Below are 21,030 nucleotides of genomic sequence, written 5' to 3'. Positions count from 1 at the left end.
AAACACAAATAATACAATACATGAAAGATAAAATTTTTATTAGTTTGTTACTAATCTGCCTAAGTTTTGGCGCTGTTTTAGGGCAAACTACTACAGAAGATGTCGTTTACTTTAAAGATGGCTCAATACTTCGAGGTCAAATTTTGGAATATACTCCTAAAAGTGAGATTAAAATACAGGTAAGAGGAGGAAGTATACTAGTGTATCCAAGCTCAACGATTTTAAAAATAGAAAAAGAAAAAAGCACCAATGAAGTTCAACCTGTTGAAAAACCTAGAACATTGCACGTGCCCCAAAGTAGGGGATGGTATCATTCTTTTGCAGGGAGCAATGTGATTCCAGCACCTTTTACAGGACCAGGTTTTTTTAGTGTGTTTAATTTATTAGGGTTTAAATTAGAATATTCCGTCGGGTACAAGTTTCATAAACTGTTTGGAGTAGGACTTCATATTGGGTTCTTAGCAGCAGGAGCAGATGGCACGGTACCGATCTGCGCTAATTTTAGAGGCTATTTGATGGAAAAATCGGTGAGTCCTTATTACGACATGAATATTGGCTATGGATTATCTTTAAATTCATTATCTGGAATAAATGGAAATGGGAGTACAAGTGGAGGGTTACATCTTCATCCTGCAATTGGAGTTCGTTTTCCTTCCACTCGAAAAGGACATACAACATTAGATCTAGGTTATTTAATACAAATGGGTAGAACAACTGGTTTTGGAGGAGAGCGGACGACATTATTTGCTCTAACATTAAGGGTTGGAGCTACCTTTTAGAAAGGGATTCACTTTTTTTAAAAAAAAGAAAAAATAATAAGATTGATAGTCAGTTTGTTGCAAGTTGTCTTGAATTTATTTCTAGAAAAAGCTTGTGAAAACTAAAAAAGCGTTTTATATTTGCACCGGAGTTGGAGGTACATGGCAAGCTCCCATTAAATCCCCCAGGTGTTAACGCAAGCAAGGGTAGGTGGTTGTAGCAGCTGGTGTATCTCTGCTCTTTTTTATGAAGGAGTCAATAGCAATTTATTGTTATTGACTCCTTTTTTTTTGGTAATTGTAAATTGGTTATTTTTAATAAAACGATCTAAAGGAATCGTATCATAAAAATAGTTTTTAGTGGAAGCACAAGAAATTTTGGACGATGACTTAATGTACTTCTTGATCATAAAAGACAGTCGTAAGTAACGAAAATTATTGAGAGGGAATTTTAATACAACCTTTTTGCTTGATTATTAATGATTAATTAAAACTAAGCTAAAAAAAGTTTAATTTATTTCATTAAAAAGTTTGTGAAACCCAAAAAGCATTCTATATTTGCAACCAGAGTTGGAGATGCATGGCAAGCTCCCATTAAATCCCCCAGGTGTTAACGCAAGCAAGGGTAGGTGGTTGTAGCAGCTGGTGTGTTTCTGCTCTTTTTTTTATGAAGGAGTCAATAGCAATTTATTGTTATTGACTCCTTTTTTTTCGGGGCATGACATCAAAAAAGCCCATCTAGAGTTTTATATCCAGATAGGCTAGTATTAGTTGTTTTCCTAAGCGACCACTTCGTTTAAAAAACGATATAAACGTGCTTTTGTCTTTTGGTAACTACGCTTACGAGCTCACGACCTAACGATCACAAAGTAGCACGGTAGGCAACTACTATTATTACTTAGTAACAATTAATTTTTTTGTTAACTGATCAGAACCTATACTAAAGGTAACCATATAAACTCCTGTAGGCAACTGAGCAGTTTCTAATTCAAATTTACTGTTTTGCGTTTGATTAAACTGATGAGTCATTAAAACTTGACCTGTTACCGTTGCAATTTGAATTTGCACATCCATTTGTTCATTTAAATTTAAATCAACAAAGATATTTCCACTCGTTGGATTTGGATACATACTCAAATTAGCATCATCATCAATGGTCGTAACATCTAGAGCTATCGCTTTGAAAGAAACAACATCAGAACATCCATTAGCATCTGTCACAACTACATAATAAACATTTCCAGGTGTTAAACCTGTCGCCATTGCAGTCGTTTGATTACCAGTAGAAGCATCCCATTGATAGCTATATGGAGCGACTCCTCCAGTTGCATTGGCTAGAGCAGTTCCATTTCCATTATCAGTGACAGAAGCAAGTATGGCTGTTGCAGGTTCATTTAAGGTAACGGTGCTTGTTAATTCGCATCCATTAGCATCAGTAACACTAACGGTGTATGTTCCAGCAGCAACATTTGCCAATTGATTGGTCATTGCTCCATTGCTCCACATATAAGTATAGCCAGGGACTCCTCCGTTAGGAGTTGCAACAGCAGCTCCACTGTTATCACCATTACAATTTAAATCTGTTCCAGAACTAGTTAGAGTCATAGCAGGAGGGTCAACTAACGTTAGTGATGCTACTGTAGAGCAACCTATGGAGTCGGTTACGGTTAGTGTATACATTCCTGCTGATAAACCTGTTGCAGTAGCTGTTGTTTGGCTACCCGCAGAAGCATCCCACTGATAGGTGTAAGCTCCAATTCCATTATTTCCTACAGCTTCAATTTCACCATTGGAAGCGCCAGCACAACCTACAGGACTTGTCATAGTTGCATTAACACCAGTATAGGACATTCCAGTTGTTACAATTAGAGTGTCATCAGAACTTGTCTGATCGGGAGCAAAATGGGTGTAGGCTGTAATCATCGCATTAGGTCCTGCTGGACCAACTCCTCCCAAAGATAAAGGAATAGAATCAGATCCATTGGGTGCCAATACAGGAATAACACCATTAGCAATCACTGTTCCATTAGACTCGACTGTCCACGGCACATCAGTTTCTGGATTACCTGATTTATTGGAAACAACCAATGTTACATTAACCGCAGCATTACAATAAAGGGATTGAACGCCCAATAGGGTATCTGCTGATACATTAGGGGCCTCTTTAACTTCTATGTCATCGATTAGAATGTCGTTATAGAAAGCTGTTCCTGGCGAATTTTCAGCAATCGTAAAACGAATTTGGATAGGACCTGTTATGGTTAAGTTTTGTAAACCAGCGATAATGTGATTCCATCCATTTCCTTGATCTGAGTTAATGGTACTTACGATATTCCAAGCAGCACCATCGTATACTTCAACTGTTAAGGTGTTATAAGAGTTATCAGTAGGATTGTGAGAAAATACCCAATAAGAAAGTAGTGGAACAGTAAGACCACTCACATCAATTGGAGGGCTCTCCAAAGTACTAATTTGGTTAGGACCACTGGGAGAAGAACCATCAATCCACGCATAGTTACCGCCATTTCCAGTATGATCTCCTGCATTTGCGGCAGCATATCCTGCGCTTGTTGAATAACGCCACGGCTCTGAACCTGATTCGTTCCAGCAGTTTGGAGTGCTGTTGCCTGTAAAACTTTCAGACCATGGAGCAACAGCTGTAGCACAAAGCGTTGTGAAATTAATAGGACCCACCCATCGACTAGTATCACCAGGAGCACAAATAGAGCGTACATACAAATCAAATGTTGTACTAGGAGATAAGCCAGTCTGATTGTATGGGTTGGTAGAAGTAAAAACTACTGTCCCTGCCGTAGTTCCTTGGGTAAATCCTTGAGGACCAAATTCTACTTGCCAGTCAGTTGCTGTACCATTTTCAACCCATGAAAAATCGGCACTAGTAGCCGTAATGTTGTTGACAGCTAAGTTACTTGGTTTAGGGCACGTTGGCAATTCCATTACCTCTACATCATCTAACAAGAGGTCGTTGTTAAAGTCATTGCTAGCTCCACCAGATTCGCCCCGAAAACGAAACTGAAGATCATTGCCACCATTAAATGTAAAACTAGACATATTAAAGCCATATTCGTCCCAACCAAAAGGAGTGTTGCCTTGAAAAGTATTGACAAGTACCCAAGACGAGCCGTTCCATGCTTCTAGATAGACAAAATTGAAGGGACTCAAGGAGCCAGAATAATGGCTTTCGTAATAAAACTGTAAATAAGGGGTTGTTAAGGTAGAAACATCAATAACAGGACTTTGTAAAACGACTCCTGCATCTGTTCCTGAAAAATCAATCCATGCATAATTACCACCATTATTAGTATGGTCGGTGATACTAGAGACGTCATATCCAGCATTCGTGCTGAATAGCCAGCCTGGTCCTGCTGTAGCTGTGTTGGTCCATCCACTTGGGGTCGAAGTGCCATTGAATGTTTCTAGCAAAACGGTTTGGGCTCTTGTAAACGAGCATGCTACAAAAAATAGCACACAAGTTGTAAAAAAAACTTTCATAAGGTACGTATTTTAATTAAATGAATATTGTTTTGAGGTAGACAATTTTAATTAAGTCTCCATTCATGAAAATGTATTATAAGGGTAGAGGGGGCATTCATTTAATGGAAAGATAAAGTTTTATTGGCAGGATTTTAAATTGATTTGCTAGTTATTTTGTTTTGAGGTATAAAAAGTTAGTTTTTTGACAAAAAGAAGCATTTTGTACTTTATATATGTATAATTGTAAACTTTTGTTTTGTTTTAATTAAATAAAAAGACCATGTCCTCTTAGAGAGAACACAGCCTTTATTTGTCATTTTAAACTAACTAAATGATTGTTTAAGAACCATTAATCTTTTAGAGAGTAATTCTATACTAATTATAGAATGAACCAAATAAATGAGTAGCTCAGGGGAGTATAGACGTATTTAGTTCTACTTTTTTAGATGGCACAATTGTCAATTCTTTATGAATGGCAAGTTGATTATTAATATTTGTAATGTTAATTTGAAGATCTGTCTATGTACAACTGCATAATTGTATGTTTCTTTTTGCTTACCAAACAAAAGGGCTGTATCTTCCTAAAGAAAATACAACCCTTGTTAGTTATTTTGAACTAGTCAAATTATTGTTTGCTAACAATTAATTTTCTAGTAATTGATTCAGTACCAATAGTGAACTGAACCATATAAACACCTGAAGATAGTGTAGATGTATTTAACTCTACTTTTTCAGATTGTACATTGGTCAATTCTTTGTTGATAACAAGTTGACCAATAGCGTTCGTAACATTAATTTGAACATCTGTATTTTTAACCAATTCCAATTCTACGAATACATTTGCATTAGTAGGATTAGGGAATAAGCTCAAGTTGGCAACATTAGCAATGTTCGTTACACTGTTAATATTAACAACAATAGAAGCTGTATCTGTACAACCATTCGCATCTGTCACGGTTACGACATAAGTGCCGTTGTGAATTAAAGCAGTTGCTGTATCTGTTGTTTGGTTGTTAGCAGCAGCATCCCATAAGAAGGTGTATCCAGGAGTTCCTCCTGTAGCAGTAGCATAAGCACTACCATCTCCGTTATCGGTAATTGTTACATCAAGAGCAGTAGGCTCAGAAACAGTAGCTGTAAGCATTTCCATACAACCATTTGCATCTGTTACGGTTACAGTATAAGCACCAGCAGGAAGGTTCATGATGGTATCAGAAGTAGCTCCATTTGACCAAGCAAAAGCATAAGCAGGAGTACCACCTGTTGCCATAACAATAGCCATACCAGTAGAATCACCGTTACACAATACATTATCAACAGTATCTGTTAACATAATTGCAGTAGCTTCAGAAACAGTAGCCGTAAGCATTTCCATACAGCCATTCGCATCTGTTACGGTTACAGTATAAGTACCAGCAGGAAGGTTCATGATGGTATCAGAAGTAGCTCCGTTTGACCAAGCAAAAGAGTAAGCAGGAGTGCCACCTGTTGCCATAACAATAGCCATACCAGTAGAATCACCGTTACACAATACATTATCAACAGTATCTGTCAACATGATTGCAGTAGGTTCTGTCAAAGTAACCATAGCAGTATCTGTACAACCTACAGAGTCCATTACAACAACTGTATGCATGCCAGCAGGAAGATTCATCAAGGTATCTGTAGTAAGGTTTGCATCTGAGTTCCACATGTAACCATATGCTCCAATTCCATTTGATCCCATAGCAGCTACAACACCAGTAGAATCACCATTACAAGTGATGTCTGTTACGATATTAGCAGCAGCAGCAGTATTAGAAACATATACCATCATCGAAAGCATATCATTGCTTGTATTGGCATCACCTGTCAATGAAGTCATCGCAACAATATTGGCGGCGCCTGTAGCAGCAGGGAAAGGACCAACTGTAATTGTATCAGATGCGAATCCTGCTAACAATGAAATAGTTCCGCCACCCAATGGAGTACCATTCGCTGTAATGGTGTAAGGTACGTTTGTTGCGTCTGTATTACTCATATTTGTAATAATAACAGAACCTGAGATAGTACCTGCATTACAATAGATAGAATCTAAGTTGTAGAACGATGCTACGGCTACATCCAATGGCATTGGACAAGAGTTTGCTGCACCTGGACTAGCCAAAACAACATTACCGTTAATTGTAACACCTGTGCTTGTTATACAAGCATTCCAGTTAGCTGCATCAGCATTGTCAGCAGCAGTATCACACAAGATCAAAGATGCTCCACCTCCGTCAGGCATTCCCGCACCAGAACCTGCTGGCCAAGGTGCTGAATCATCATAACGTACAGAATCGACCACCATGCCTATTGGGTTTCTGATAATAACAGCTTCGCCACCATTAGACAAACCACCTGAACTAGCAATACCATCAGCAGGCATTCCGTATACAGTATTAAATGCAGAAGCATTTACACCAACAACATAGTACCCCCCCGCAGGTAAGCTAACGTTAGGGAAGGTATAAGCAATTCCAGATAAGGTATAACCACCTAAGTTAGCAGCAGTTGTACCATTGTTGTAAATTTCAACAAATTCTAAAGAGTCTGTGCCACTTTCTGGTGGATTGTACATGATTTCTGTGATGACAAGGTTTGTTGGAGGGCACATAACTGTATTGGATACATTCAAGTTGTAAACTCCTTGACGTCCGAGATAACCTTCTACCATAATGTAGATTGTATCACCAGGATTAATAGAAGATGAGTTGGTTACATCAATTGCTAAGTGAGAATTTCCACCAGTACCACATGCTGCTGAATTATCGTCGTTAAAGAAGATTTGTGTACTAGCATCGCTAGCAAATACACGAAGGTAAGTATCAAAACTAGAACCACACAAAGAGATGGTTAAAGAATCGGTGCAAGGCTCTACAACATATTGATACCAAACATCTGCACTTGCATTGTTACTAGTATTCATATAACAAGAATCTGTATTACCTGTTGTAGAATAAGGAAGACTTCCAATAGAAATGGCATCACTAGATACATCTCCAGTAAGAACTGCACAAGGCGTTCTGAAGTTGAAAGGACCCACCCAAAGACTAGAGTCACCAGCGCCACAAACAGATCGTACATAAAAATCGTAAGGGCTATCAGAGTTTAGACCTGTTATATTAGTAGGGTTAGTGGTGGTCATCATAGTAACACCAGCACCAGCAGCTGTACCTGGCGCACCATAGCTAATTTGCCAGTTGGTAGCCGAACCATTTTCTGTCCACCCCAAATCAGCAGAAGTAGCTGTGATGTTGTTGGCAGTCAACAGTCCAGGTACTGGACAAGTAGGTGCATTGCGGAAGGCAATATCATCAATCAAAATATCATTGTGATAAGTGAACCCACCAGCAGAGTTGTCACCAGTAACTGTAAAACGAACTTGAACGTTACCAGTAACTGTAAAGGTTGTTAAATCAGTCGTAAACTCTACCCAAGCAGATCCTAGGTTAGCTTGAATGGAATCAACAACAGTCCAGTTAGCACCATCATAAAATTCAACAATCAATTTGTTTTGAGCAGCATCTGTAACATTATTACTAAAGACCCAATAGCTTAATTGAGCATTGGTAAGTGGGGCGATATCAACCATAGGAGACATCAAGGTACTTACTTCTCCGTTGGTGTTGTCAGAGCCATCCATACCAATGAATGTTCCACCACCTCCAAGGCTATGATCAGGAACGTTATCTGCACCATAATCTGCAAAACCTGTTGGGTTTGTGGCATTACTTCCATATTCCCAGTTAGTGGCACCCATTTGAGTCCAACAAGCAGGTAGAGCATTGGTGGCAAAGGGCTGTAAGTAAGGAGCTGTAAAGACACCACAAGGTGTTACAAAATTAAAAGGACCTACCCACATGCTAGTATCGCCAGCACCACAAATAGATCGTACATAAAAATCATAAGGACTATTGGAGTTTAAGCCTGTTACATTGACAGGGTTAGTGTTGGTCATCATAGTAACACCAGCACCAGCACCCGAACCAGGTGCACCATAGCTAATTTGCCAGTTGGTGGCTGTTCCGTTTTCTGTCCACCCCAAATCAGCAGAAGTAGCTGTGATATTGTTAGCAGTTAAAGAGGCAGGTATTAAACAGGTAGGTGCATTGCGGAAGGCAACATCATCAATCAAAATATCGTTGTGATAAGTGAACCCACCAGCAGAGTTGTCTCCAGTAACTGTAAAACGAACTTGAACGTTACCAGTAACTGTAAACGTAGTTAGATCCGTTGTGAATTCTACCCAAGTAGTACCTAAGTTGGCTTGAATGGAATCAACAACAGTCCAGTTAGCACCATCATAAAATTCAACAATCAATTTGTTTTGAGCAGCATCTGTAACATTATTACTAAAGACCCAATAGCTTAATTGAGCATTGGTAAGTGGGGCGATATCAACCATAGGAGACATCAAGGTACTTACTTCTCCGTTGGTATTGTCAGAACCATCCATACCAATGAATGTTCCACCACCTCCAAGGCTATGATCAGGAACATTATCTGCGCCATAATCTGCAAAACCTGTTGGGTTTGTGACATTACTTCCATATTCCCAGTTAGTGGCACCCATTTGAGTCCAACAAGCAGGTAGAGCATTGGTGGCAAAAGGTTGTGAATAAGGAGCCGTAAGAGCAGCACAAGGTGTTACAAAATTAAAAGGACCTACCCAAAGGCTAGAGTCACCAGCCCCACAAACAGATCGTACATAAAAATCATAAGGACTATTAGGATTTAAACCTGTTACATTAGTAGGATTGGTAGTGGTCATCATAGTAACGCCAGCGCCAGCAGCTGTACCAGGCGCACCATAGCTAATTTGCCAGTTGGTGGCTGTTCCGTTTTCTGTCCACCCCAAATCAGCAGAAGTAGCTGTGAGGTTGTTGGCAGTGAGTGCGGATGGAACAGGGCAAGTAATGGTGACACCACCAGAAATTACAATGCTAAAGTCAGCAACAGACCCCCAAAGATATGATCCGCAAGGATTAAGAGGAGGAGTGACAGATGATCCTTCTTGCTGCATCACACGCATGCGAGTTGTTCCGTTGAAGGCACTGTTAGGAACTGTAAATGAAAATACACTCGTATCTGTAGGGGAACCTGTCCACGTTCCTATAGATTCTGCTGGGTCAAAAGCATCGTTTTGGTTCCAATCAATCCAAACTTCACCAGCACCAGCATAGGGAGTCGAACCACAAGTGCCAAAGATAACAGTTAGGTTGTAACTGCTGCCTGCTGTTACAGAAGCACTTTGTGTTGCTGTGAGGTCTTCCACTCTTGTAGCAGCACAAACTTTTTGATAAGTGATCGTTGTTCCTGCATCACCAGTCAAACCTATACTATCAACACTAGAGTCTCCCGCACTGGAAGGTCCAACGTTGGTGGTGCAATATTGAGCAGATGTTGTGGTCGCACTCAACATTATCAAATAAAAAGATAAAAAATATATTAGATTTTTTTTCATACTAATAAGTTAAATTAGTTAAATAATGTTAGAAATTTATAAATTTTTAGGTAGCCCTAAGTTAAGAACTTCCAACTACAAGTTCAAACCCATATCATTAATATGACAAAAAAAAGGTAAGAAAGGAAGTTCTTTTGAATAGCTTTATTTTGATAATTAAAATATTATGTTTGTTTATTTTAAGTATTGAGAGTGTATTGATATTTACTTTTTGAAAAAAAAAATGACAGCAAATGCCAGTATATAAATACAATTTAAGTGCATTTTATAATGTTCAAGAAGGGCACTATATTTTTGTTTTTTTGAGCCAAATTATGATCATAGCATGGACCGTCTTATTTGTTTAGAATATTTATACAAATAGGATAAAACTTTGCAATCAGTATTATAATAACTATTAAGAACAAATAGTTATCAGGTTGATTGGCGAACAAAACTCAAGATACGTTGAGGTGATTATTTTATAAATTGGAGTTAACGACTATGCTTGGAATGTTTTTTAGTCCAGTGGATTAAATACCCAAGTTTATAGAAGTCAAATAGTAGTAATTGGGGGTGGTGAGAAAAGAGGTTCTTTGTTATAAGGTTTTTTGATAAAAAATATATTACTATAATAAGGTTATGTAAATATAATCTTTTTGTTTGTATAAAAAAACGAAGTAGTCTAATTTCTTTTTCTACAGAATATTTAGAGTGTAAAGTATGTAAGTTTTGGACAGCAAGTTCGCTTTTTTTTAGAAAAACGAAATTTAATTCTAAGCCGATATGCTCTAGTGGGTTGTCTAAGTGTCGAATTGGGATTTTTCTGTCTCGCAACTCTAATCCAAATAAAGTATCTTCATGACCATATTGTGTTAGGGTCTCATCAAAACGAATGGATTCAAAGATGCTTTTGGGAATCAAGAAATTATTAGTCATAAAAGACTGGTAGGCGTTTTTTTGTCTGGTTTTGGCAGAACTTTGCTCTCTATGAATGCCATAATACCAATGGAAGTAAAGTATGGCATCTTGTGGCGCTTGAGGTTGGTAACAACGTCCGCCATACAAAAGGCGATTGGGATGGAGGTGCTCTACATAATTTGATAGATAAGTTGGCTCAACAGGCATAGAATCACAGTCCATAAAAAGTAAGTATGGATATTGAGCTAGAGAAGCTAGATAATTGCGAATTTTGGAACGCCCGAAGTTGTTTGGGAGTACTCGATAATGAACGTTAGGAAGTGCTTGAATAGACTGATTTAAGTCAATATATACTCGGTCAGAAGCATCTTCTACACATAAAATCTCAAAAGGAATTGTCAGCAAAACCCCTTGCTGATGCAATTGGTGTATTAATTTTCGGACATCAAAATTATAAACAGGAATTAGGATAGATAGCATGTAGCTTGTGTTTATAAAATTACAAGGTTAATCCTCCTTCTAGAATAATTTCGGACATACTTTTTTCCTGAATTTTACTTTCAATCCAAACAACCAAATCAAAGTTTGGCAAAAAGTTGCGTTCAAATTTATCCGTTCGAACTTCCTGCAATTCCTGTTTTAAGGACTTAAAAGATTCCATGATTTCTTCATTGGTCAACATCCGAAGGTATTTTTTCAGATATTTAAAAATGATTTTTTCACTCTTGTATAATAACTTCCGTTTATACATCATTCGATAGGTGTTGAGTAGCAATGATTCTAACAACTGATAATTACCCAATTCAAAGTGAATTAGTAAGTTAATAATCATGGCTCCCGAATAGATGTATTGGTGTTGTTTTAATACTTTGTTGGCAAACACTTGTTCGATGCTGAAGCTTGCTTCTTGTGGCATTTGGTTACACAAGTAAATAGATGTTTGGACATAATCAATAACCAATCGTCTAAAATCGCCTACTTGCTCATAAATAGCAAGAATTTCGTCATGATTGTTTGTTTGGTATTGTAAAGCTTCTTGGTATTGATAAGAAAGTAAATAGTACTCTAATTTAAATTCAATGATACGTTCCTTGACTTTAACAATGAGATGTGCATTGTTTTTGACATGATCATGTCCTAGTAAGTCCACCATTTTTTGACAATTGAACCAAGCTTTATCAAACAATAGAGCTTCTAATTGCAAGAACATTAAATTATTAAGGTTGGAAATGTATTCCTCGATTCTATTCTTAGGAATAGATTTTAATTGTTCTAATTCATCAACAAATTCTTGCCAATATTCAGAGGCGCGAACATAATCGCCTTCGTATCGGCAAATAAAACCATTTAAGAAACGATACATATCCAACGCACTTTTTGATTTGGCTAAGGATGAATCTTTTAATAAAGGGTGTTCTTTTAACGCTTGAATTTGCGCCATTTCAGCCTCACTTCTGACAGCTTGTTTTTTGTGGGTAATAAAGAGTGTTTTTAGTTGCAAATACTGATAAGTAAGGTCTGTTTTGTAACGCTCTAACAAATCGTATTCTTCCTCTAATTCACGATCTAAATAATTCTTGATTTTTGTTAAATCTCGCTGATTCATAAACGAATTTGCTTGCCCAGATAAGCCTATTATTGCAAGAGGAAAAAGCTCTGACTTCGTTGCGCTTTGTATCGCTTTGTCATTGAGAACATCAGCTTGTTTGTACAATCCCTTTTTTTGTAAAATTTCAGATTGATAAATCAATTGATTGATTTTTTGATAATCAGAATTTTTTAAATGGTATAAATACAGCGCTTTTAGAATGAGATTGTAGAGACGGTTTTTGGCAACATGGAAGTTTTTGGCAGGAATTTTATCCTCAAAATCCTTTCGGATTTTATCTTCATTGTATTGCTGTTGTCGGTCAAAAGCATCAAAAAGAGCAAGTTGATTTTCTGTCCCTTTGCTTGTAAATGCTTTAGCAACTAGTTTTATGTATCGTTTTTCGGATTGATTGAGAGAACTAATAAGTTGATATAAATCGTCAGAGAACTTCATACAAGAACAATGAATGAGGATGAATGAGTATAAAAGAATCGTACGTATACTTTCTTTTCTTTTTAGACACAATTAACAAGGGTATCTAAAGCATGTTCAATAAATAAGATAAAAATATACAAATAAAGCCTTGTATGAACATGATGTCTTTAGTTATATAATACCACTATTGCAAATGTATGCAATTTTGAATTGAACACTAAACTTTTCTGTTATGAATTGCAATTTATAGAACATTCAAAAAGAATAAATGTTTTTTGTTGCTGTTTAGCTTTAACCGCCCAGTATACAAAAAGAGAGGAAATAGATCATCTATTTCCTCTCTAACTAAGTTGTGCTATTTAGTACTTAACGACGGTTTAAAATACTTTTACAAAACGTCATATTAAGCTGTAGTTTTCGTCCTGACGAATGTTCTTTGGGGGTGTTGATATTATTTCTAGCATCCAAAGCTTTATTTACCCAGGAGTTAACTTGAACAGGATTGTTTCTATTGGGGTGTTGAGACACACTGAGGTCAATCCGTATTTCTTTTTTCATAGAGGTTATTTTATCAATAGTTCATTCAAAACAAGCTAAAGTGACTTGTGTATAAATTGGTTCGCCAATTATTATTTTATAGCAATAATTCTATAATTCTTGTAAGTGGTATCTACTTAAATGAAGATCGTTACTATTACTTGGGGGAATAGATAACCATACAATTTACTAAAAAAGATGCAATTTTCAAAGAAATAGTTGTACGCTTTTAATCTATGGTCGAAATAAGGACTAAGAACCCCTAAAAAACTTGAAGGTGAGGACAAAAAATGGCTTTTATTAGCTAGTAGCAATTGAAAAATAAGGAATGAAACCGGTGGTCAATCTCTAGTATTTTTTTTGTCTCTAGATAAAATCTTATTTTCTTGTATATTTGTCCCAAATTTTGAACTAAAAGATTATTTGATTTTGGTGTTGTCTATTGGTTATAAGTTGCTTGTATCTGTTAGCGATAATGACCATAGACAAAACAAAGTTGATTCAACTGTATTGTTGGAAATATAAGAAGTATAAAATACTAGATATGGGATTAGAAAGAAAAACATTTATACGAGCATTTGATACTAAAGAAATACTTTTTTTGAGAATATTCGTTTTCTGTTTGTTCTTAGGAAGAGGTTGGCAAGGATTATTTTGGGACTTGCCTCTTCGGACATTTTTTTGGGATCAATCTTTATTAGAAGGAATTGTTACCAGTCTGACAGGAGATACTTGGCAGAATTATGTGACGAATAAAAGTTTTAATGTTGATCAATTTATTGATGGACTTGGTGTGGGGATTGGCATTTTCTGGATGTTATGTGCTGTTGCCGTTCTTTTTTTGAAAGAAGCTTGGAAGTTAGGAAAATGGTTGCTCTATCTTGCTTCTTTTTCTTTTGTACTTTTGGCTTTATTGTACTTCAAAGATAAGTTTTGGCAAGTAGGGCAATTTTTTGAATACGCTACTCAAATAACAGCACCTTTAATTTTAGTACACGCGCTTTATGGAGGACAAAATACACCTTTGTTTAGAACGACACTCAAAGTAATCATTGCTACAACTTTTATTTGTCATGGATTGTATGCTTATGCTTACTACCCACAACCAGGAGTTTGGATACAATGGTGTATGGATATCTTATTTTTTAAGAATGACGAAGCTGCTAGCCAATTTTTGATCATCATGGGCGCTCTTGATTTTCTTGCGGCAATATTATTGTTTATTCCCTTCAAATGGACCTTTTCTATCGCAGTTTGGTATTGTATTATTTGGGGCTTCTTGACTTCTTTGGCGCGTTTGGTTGGAAATTTTTACATAGACATATTTTGGGTATCATTGCACCAACATGCGTACGAAACATTATACCGTTTGGTACATGGAGGAATTCCGTTGCTTTTGTGGTGGAGCACAAAGAAAGAAATATAAGTATTTCAGAATAAGATATTTATTGGTGCTATTTTTGTTTTTAATGTTTATTATTCATTAACTTTATTTGCCAATATTTTAATAAGAGGTCGTTAAAGTTAGGAAACTTAAGTTGAAGACGAATTGCTATAAATTTAGATTAGGCATTTAAATACTTGCATTAAACTACAAAAAATGAAAACCTTTTTTCTTATCACAATGAGCATGATTCTGTTTGCTCAAAATATATCCGCACAAAAGACAATTGAAGCTGCAAAAGTCCCTAGTACTATAGAGGAATTTTTAACATTTAGAAACCGAGTTGCTCAAAGTCCTGAAGGGGGAGCAGTTGTATTTGCTATGGCATTGATGATGTATACCAATAACAAGGAAGTTGGTTTAAAAGCTCTAACAATAGCCTTGGATCGTACTCAGTTGTCAGAAGGAGATATATACAAAGGGTTTCAGCCCCAAAATAGTATCAATTACCATTTGACCAATTTACTTAGAAAGCCTTATATTGCTCGTTCATATGTATTAGAGACAAGTCCCCAAAATGGGTATAAACTCCCTTCTAAATTATCATTTAAATTAACAAGAAACCCTTATAGCGAACAATCTAATGGAGATGTCAAGGTCTTTATTAAGTGTACTGGGGCATCCACTCCAAGACCTATCGCCCTGAGAAAAAATAATAAAGGAATTTGGAAGGCTGTTAATTACAGTAGCCTTTTTGTAGGAACACAACCTCCTGCGAGTATGGTTGATGACGGTTTGTAAATTATTAGCAGTCTATGAATTATCTTTGTTACTCTTTTAGTTGCTTTTAAGCTGGTTGATGAAATTATCCTAAATGGCAAAAGTTTATTTAATTCCTGGTCTGGGAAATGATGAAAGAATTTTTTCTAGGTTGGTTCCTTTGTTGTTGGAAAAAGATGTTTATTGTTTGGAATATTTGGAGCCAATAAGTCGAATAGAATCTATTGAGGATTATGCTCAGCGATTGGTCGATAGTATTGGGGAGGTAGAAGAACCTCCTATTTTGATTGGTATGTCTTTAGGAGGAACTGTAGCGACAGAAATGGCAAAGAGAATGCCTTATAAAAAATTGATCTTAATCTCATCTTTTAAGCATCAGACAGAAGTACCTTTTTTATTCAAAATAGCTCGAATATTGCCTTTGTATCGGTTCTTCCCTGCATGGTGTATTCGTTTAATATTGCCATTTTTAGCTTGGATTTTGGGCATTTGCACCAAAGAAGATAGTCAACTTATAAAATTAATGCTACAAGCTCGATCAGCTAACCATTTTTCTTGGGGAAGAGAGGCCATTGTTCATTGGGAAAATAAGGTATATCCACCGAATTGTATTCATATTAATGGAACGAAGGATCATCTTTTTAAGAAAGCCAATCAACGAGCAACGCACTTGATAATAGGAGGGACGCACAATATGGTATTGGATCGATCCGAGGAGATTGCTGCAATTATTAATCAAGCAACTGGAGAGTTAATTAATTCATAAATACTTAAATAAAAATGAACTACGCTACAAAATCACTCTTTTTGATATTATTCTGTTTCGTTATAAATGCTTGCGGTGGTCCTTCCGTCCCTAGTTCAGATCAGGCGGATAAATTCTGTGAAAAAGTCATGCTGAGAATGAGTTTATGTCGTCAAGTCTATCAAACTTTTACTAATTTGATTCCAGAAAAACATGATATTGCCAGCAATATTGGTGTAAATAGTGCTTATGATGTGATGATAAAGACTTTTGATGAAGAATTAGAAATATTAGAAAAAATAAAAATTTGGGAAAGCACAGAGGAGCACAATGCCTATGCTCAACAAATAAAAGATGCTGCCAAACAAGTTTTGGATGTTTATCATGAAGGAGGACAAAATGAAATCCTAGAAGCTAAAAAGATGATTAATGCTGGAGCAACCGTCCACTCTTCATCAGTGGTAGATTTATTGGTCGGTTTTGAATCAAAACTCAATGCAGCCTATGGTAAGTTTGGAGAAGAACAAGAAAAGTTTGCTGAAAAATATGGAATCATACTTTATTAGTATGGTTGACTCTTATTTATTGCGAATGACAAAACCGAGAAAAAAATAAATGGGGCGTGCGTCTCGCACAAACAAAAAGCACTGTGTTATCGTGTTCTTTATTTTGTTTGCTAAAAGGGGCTACAATTTCTTGTAGAACTAGCATTTAAAATATAAAATTCGTACCTTTGCAGCGTGTTAAGGATTCAACCTTATTGATGTGCAGATTGGTAAATTGCTAGTTTAAAAGTTAAAAGGTTGATTGTTAAGTAAAATCATTCGCAATTAAATAAGGATGCATTAGTGATTGTCTATTCTTACAAACACAAATCGTTGTACAATTAATCATCAATCAAATCATAAGAAAATATGTTAAATCTAATTCTTTTTGGCCCTCCGGGTAGTGGTAAAGGTACCCAAGCAGCTAAATTGGTAGACAAATATAACTTGGTGCACATCTCAACAGGGGATTTGTTTCGAAGAGAAAAAAAAAGCAATAGCCCAATTTGGCAAGAGGTTCAAAGCTATATCGATAAAGGAGAGCTTGCTCCAGATTCCATCACTTTTCGTCTTTTGAAGGCAGAAATGGACAAAACGCCAGATGCAGTAGGATATATCTTTGATGGTTTTCCTCGTAATGTCAATCAAGCAGAGTCTTTGGATGCCTTTTTGGCAGAGGAAGGTACAGAAGTAAGCTTGTTGGTGGAGCTAATTGTTGCAGACGAAGAGGTGATTCAGCGTATTACAGGACGTGGTAAAATAGAAGGAAGAAAAGACGATCAAGATCCTAAAACGGTACAAAACCGAATTAATATCTACAAAAGTCAGACATCACCCGTTGCTAACCATTATGAGAAAGTGAATAAAACGAAGCGTATTGATGGAGTTGGTACAATCGAAGAAATATTTGAACGCATTTGCAGTGTTTTGGATGCTGTTACTGTTTAATTTTTAGTAAGGCATTTGAACTCAACTACTTTTACAATTTTTGACTAAGAGCCAGTGTTAGATGAGATATTGAGTTGTTAGCAGTTGCATAAGTCAAAAACGAACGGTTCAAATGCCTTATTGTTTAAGCGTTATAGATTTTATATGTTAATAGGTGCCATCATCTTCTGGCTCTGTGTGTATTGTTTGTTTCACTCCTATGTGTTGTATCCAATCATACTAAAAATTGTCGCTTCCTCAAAAGCTAACAATCAAGAAATCTATGCGCCTACAGAATCTCTTCCTTATGTTTCTTTTGTTATGTCTTTGTACAACGAAGAATCTGTCATTGAAGAGAAATTAGCTACGTTAGCTAATAGCGACTACCCAAAAGAGAAGCTTCGTATTTTTATTGGCTCAGATTGTTCATCCGATAAAACCAATGAATTGGTTGCTGCCTTTGTGAACAAAAATCCTTCCTTCCATTTCTTCCCATTTACAGAACGTAGAGGAAAACCAAGCGTTATCAATGATGTTATCCATAAGGCTCAAATGGCTTGCCCGAATGAGAACGAACACATTTTGATTATCTCAGATGCCAATGTAATGTTAGAGCCATTTACGATTTACGAATTGGTAAAACATTTTAAGAATTCGGATATTGGTTTGGTAGATTCTAATATACAAAATCCAACGTCCAAAAAATTAGGAGAAGAAGGGATTGCAGCTTCCGAAAAAAACTATATTTCTAGAGAGGTGTATATCAAAAATTTAGAAGGGAGAGCTTGGGGACGAACAATGGGACCTCTGGGAGGATGTTATGCCATTCGAGCCAGTTTGTTCGAGCCTGTTCCACCTAATTTTTTGGTGGATGATTTTTACATTGCAATGAAAGTTTTTGAAAAAGGAGGCTTGGCAATTAATGATTTGGGAGCCATTTGTTACGAAGCAGTTCCCAATGATATGAGCGAAGAGTTTCGAAGAAAAACGCGCATATCAGCAGGCAATTTTGCTAACTTAGCTGTATTTAAGCACCTACTTTGGCCACCAGGATCCATGAGTTTTGCTTTCTTGTCACACAAAGTATTACGATGGTATGGTCCCTTTTTTATTCTGGCTTCTTATCTTTGTTTGGCAATATTAGCATTTGTATACAAGAACCAATTCTATTTATGTTTGTTCTTAATGGAGACATTTGGTTTATTTGGAATCCCCTTGTTAGATTGGGGCTTCAAAAAAATAAATCTTAACGTAGTTATTATACGATATATAACCTATTTTAATGCGATGAATTTGGCATTATTTAATGGATTTTTTAAATATTTAAAAGGAGTTCAAAATGGTATCTGGCAACCCACAAAACGAGACGCCTAAGCGCAAGCTTGACACGATAGAAGATGCTTTGGAAGACATCAAAGCTGGTAAAGTAATCATTGTTGTAGACGATGAGGATAGAGAGAATGAAGGTGATTTTATCTGCGCGGCGGAGCTAATAACTCCATCTATTGTTAATTTTATGGCAACGCATGGTCGTGGCTTAATATGTACGCCACTAACAGCAAAACGTTGTGATGAACTAGAGTTGCGCCCAATGCAACAACAAAATACGGCGGTACACGAAACGGCTTTTACAATTTCGATTGACTTGCTTAATTATGGCTGTTCTACGGGTATTTCTGCTTATGATAGAGCAACTGGAATTCAGAAGCTAACAGATCCTAAAACCGTTTCTAGTGATTATGCTCGTCCTGGACATATTTTCCCTTTGATTGCAAAAGATGGTGGTGTATTGCGTAGAGCAGGACACACCGAAGCTGCTGTTGATTTAGCACGATTAGCTGGTCTAAAACCTGCGGGGGTTTTGGTAGAAATCTTAAATGAAGATGGTTCGATGGCTCGCTTACCAGATTTATTTAAAATTGCGGATAAGCACAATTTAAAAATTATTTCTATCGAGGATTTGATTAAATATCGCCTAGATAAGGAAACACTAATTGAAGAAGTTGTTCGTTTGACTGCCCCAACGGAATACGGTGAATTTGATGTGATTGGTTTTGAAGATAAAACAACTGAGAAAAACTTGTTTGCACTAACAAAAGGTTCTTGGAAAAAAGACGAGCCGATTTTAGTAAGAGTACATTCTTCTTTTACAACGACAGATATTTTTGGCGCATTGATGGGAGATTCAGGATCTCAACTACATGCTGCTATGAAACAAGTAAATGAAGAAGGTAAAGGTGTTGTTTTGTATATTGAACAAGATGGTGGTGGTGTTGATTTGATGAATAAACTAAAAGCGTATAAAAAATTCCAAGAGGAAGGACTAAGCATTACGGAATCAAACAGTAGATTAAGAGCGCCAATGGATCAGAGAGATTATGGTATTGGAGCACAAGTTTTGAGAAAATTAGGCGTTAGTAAATTAAGATTATTGACAAATAATCCTAAAAAACGTATAGGTCTGATTGGATATGGATTGGAAATCGTAGAAAATGTTCCTTTGGAAGTAGAGGGCAAACTAAATAATGTGCCTGACGATGAGCGCATCATCTACGAAACTGGACCTAAGTAATCATATTGTCATAAAAAGGAAAAAAGATTGTCTGATGCAATCTTTTTTCCTTTTTATAAAACATCTTTTGCTTTATGTTGTTAGGGTGTAACTTATTTAAAGTTGGATAAAGTAGCTTCTTTTTAAAGCTTTAATAGGGGAGTCGTAATTGTAAAGCGACTAAATTTAGAATCCCTTTAATTATATTTTTAGACGAACAAACAAGCAAGATGAATAAAGGTAGAATTCAAGATACAAAAATGGAGGTAGAAGAAGTTGTTAGAATTAATATGCCAACAGAATATGGAACATTTGAGTTGGTTGCATTTGATGATAAATTAGCAAAAAAAACACTTTTTGCTTTGACAAAAGGTAGTTGGGAAGCAGAGGAGCCAATTTTGGTAAGGGTACATTCTTCGTGTATTACAGGCGATATTATTGGTTCCTTGCGTTGCGATTGCGGTCCTCAATTACAAGCTGCTATGAAAAAAGTAGAAGCCGTAGGCAAAGGAGTTATTATTTATGTGGAGCAAGAGGGACGAGGAATTGGTTTTTTGAGTAAAATGAAAGCCTATAAATTGCAGGAAGAAGGCTTAGATACGGTAGAAGCGAATCTAAATCTAGGATTTGAAGCGGATCAGCGTGAATACAAATCTGTAACACAAGCTTTGCAGTTGCTAAACGTTCAAAAAATTCGATTGATGTCTAATAATCCTTTAAAACAAAAGGAATTGGAAAAACATGGTTTGGAGGTCGTAGAGAACGTAACTTTGGAAATAGAAGCTAATGAGCACAACAATTTTTATCTCAAAACTAAGCGAGATAAAATGGGGCATATCTTATTTCAACATGGCTTGAAGTAAGTACCTAAGCATAATTTCATATTAGAGCACGAGT

The 21,030-nt window shown here is 36.5% G+C and carries 14 protein-coding genes; 9 read left to right on the top strand and 5 right to left on the bottom strand.

Annotated elements, in window-relative coordinates; genetic code table 11:
- Positions 1–20 precede the first annotated feature (20 nt).
- Positions 21–779, top strand: a complete 759-nt coding sequence (locus CG11_RS06405; protein WP_052594297.1) for a hypothetical protein — start codon at positions 21–23, stop codon at positions 777–779.
- A gap of 873 nt (positions 780–1,652) precedes the next feature.
- Here CG11_RS06405 and CG11_RS06400 read toward each other — a convergent pair.
- The 5 genes from CG11_RS06400 to CG11_RS06380 all read right to left on the bottom strand — a co-directional run bounded on the left by CG11_RS06400 (position 1,653) and on the right by CG11_RS06380 (position 13,222).
- Positions 1,653–4,271, bottom strand: a complete 2,619-nt coding sequence (locus CG11_RS06400; RefSeq protein WP_052594295.1) for a T9SS type A sorting domain-containing protein — start codon at positions 4,269–4,271, stop codon at positions 1,653–1,655.
- A 607-nt stretch (positions 4,272–4,878) separates the two neighbouring features.
- Positions 4,879–9,738, bottom strand: coding sequence for a fibronectin type III domain-containing protein (locus tag CG11_RS06395; RefSeq protein WP_081909480.1), 4,860 nt, complete (start codon positions 9,736–9,738; stop codon positions 4,879–4,881).
- Between the two features lie 474 nt (positions 9,739–10,212).
- On the bottom strand, positions 10,213–11,118 hold the full coding sequence (locus CG11_RS06390; RefSeq protein ID WP_052594291.1) for a glycosyltransferase family 2 protein: 906 nt from the start codon (positions 11,116–11,118) through the stop codon (positions 10,213–10,215).
- A gap of 19 nt (positions 11,119–11,137) precedes the next feature.
- Positions 11,138–12,682 carry a hypothetical protein gene (locus CG11_RS06385; protein ID WP_052594289.1) on the bottom strand — a complete coding sequence of 515 codons (1,545 nt, stop codon included), beginning with the start codon at positions 12,680–12,682 and terminating at the stop codon, positions 11,138–11,140.
- A 348-nt stretch (positions 12,683–13,030) separates the two neighbouring features.
- The gene (locus tag CG11_RS06380) at positions 13,031–13,222 is read right to left on the bottom strand and encodes a hypothetical protein (protein WP_052594287.1); all 192 of its coding nucleotides are present in this window, start codon (positions 13,220–13,222) and stop codon (positions 13,031–13,033) included.
- Between the two features lie 523 nt (positions 13,223–13,745).
- Here CG11_RS06380 and CG11_RS06375 point away from each other — a divergent pair.
- From CG11_RS06375 to ribA, 8 genes are all read left to right on the top strand, one after another.
- Positions 13,746–14,627, top strand: coding sequence for a hypothetical protein (locus tag CG11_RS06375; protein WP_052594285.1), 882 nt, complete (start codon positions 13,746–13,748; stop codon positions 14,625–14,627).
- 174 nt (positions 14,628–14,801) lie between these two features.
- On the top strand, positions 14,802–15,386 hold the full coding sequence (locus CG11_RS06370) for a hypothetical protein (RefSeq protein ID WP_052594283.1): 585 nt from the start codon (positions 14,802–14,804) through the stop codon (positions 15,384–15,386).
- Between the two features lie 73 nt (positions 15,387–15,459).
- Complete coding sequence (locus CG11_RS06365; RefSeq protein WP_052594280.1) at positions 15,460–16,131, top strand: alpha/beta hydrolase; 672 nt, start codon at positions 15,460–15,462, stop codon at positions 16,129–16,131.
- A 14-nt stretch (positions 16,132–16,145) separates the two neighbouring features.
- Positions 16,146–16,676 (top strand): hypothetical protein, encoded by a 531-nt coding sequence (locus CG11_RS06360; protein WP_156039679.1) that lies wholly within the window; start codon positions 16,146–16,148, stop codon positions 16,674–16,676.
- 348 nt (positions 16,677–17,024) lie between these two features.
- Entirely contained in the window at positions 17,025–17,603 is a 579-nt protein-coding gene (locus tag CG11_RS06355) for an adenylate kinase (protein ID WP_052594276.1), read from the top strand.
- Between the two features lie 144 nt (positions 17,604–17,747).
- Positions 17,748–18,956, top strand: a complete 1,209-nt coding sequence (locus CG11_RS06350; RefSeq protein WP_052594274.1) for a glycosyltransferase — start codon at positions 17,748–17,750, stop codon at positions 18,954–18,956.
- On the top strand, positions 18,922–20,154 hold the full coding sequence (gene ribB / locus CG11_RS06345; RefSeq protein WP_063833034.1) for a 3,4-dihydroxy-2-butanone-4-phosphate synthase: 1,233 nt from the start codon (positions 18,922–18,924) through the stop codon (positions 20,152–20,154). The genes CG11_RS06350 and ribB overlap by 35 nt, the downstream gene beginning before the upstream one ends.
- Before the next feature lie 209 nt (positions 20,155–20,363).
- Positions 20,364–20,996: a GTP cyclohydrolase II gene (gene ribA / locus CG11_RS06340; protein ID WP_052594270.1), complete on the top strand. Its 633-nt coding sequence runs from the start codon at positions 20,364–20,366 to the stop codon at positions 20,994–20,996.
- Positions 20,997–21,030: the final 34 nt, after the last annotated feature.

Source organism: Aureispira sp. CCB-QB1, assembly GCF_000724545.1.
Taxonomy (GTDB): Bacteria; Bacteroidota; Bacteroidia; order Chitinophagales; family Saprospiraceae; genus Aureispira.
Note: the sequence above shows the minus strand (reverse complement) of the source record. Positions and strands in the feature narration are given on the sequence as shown.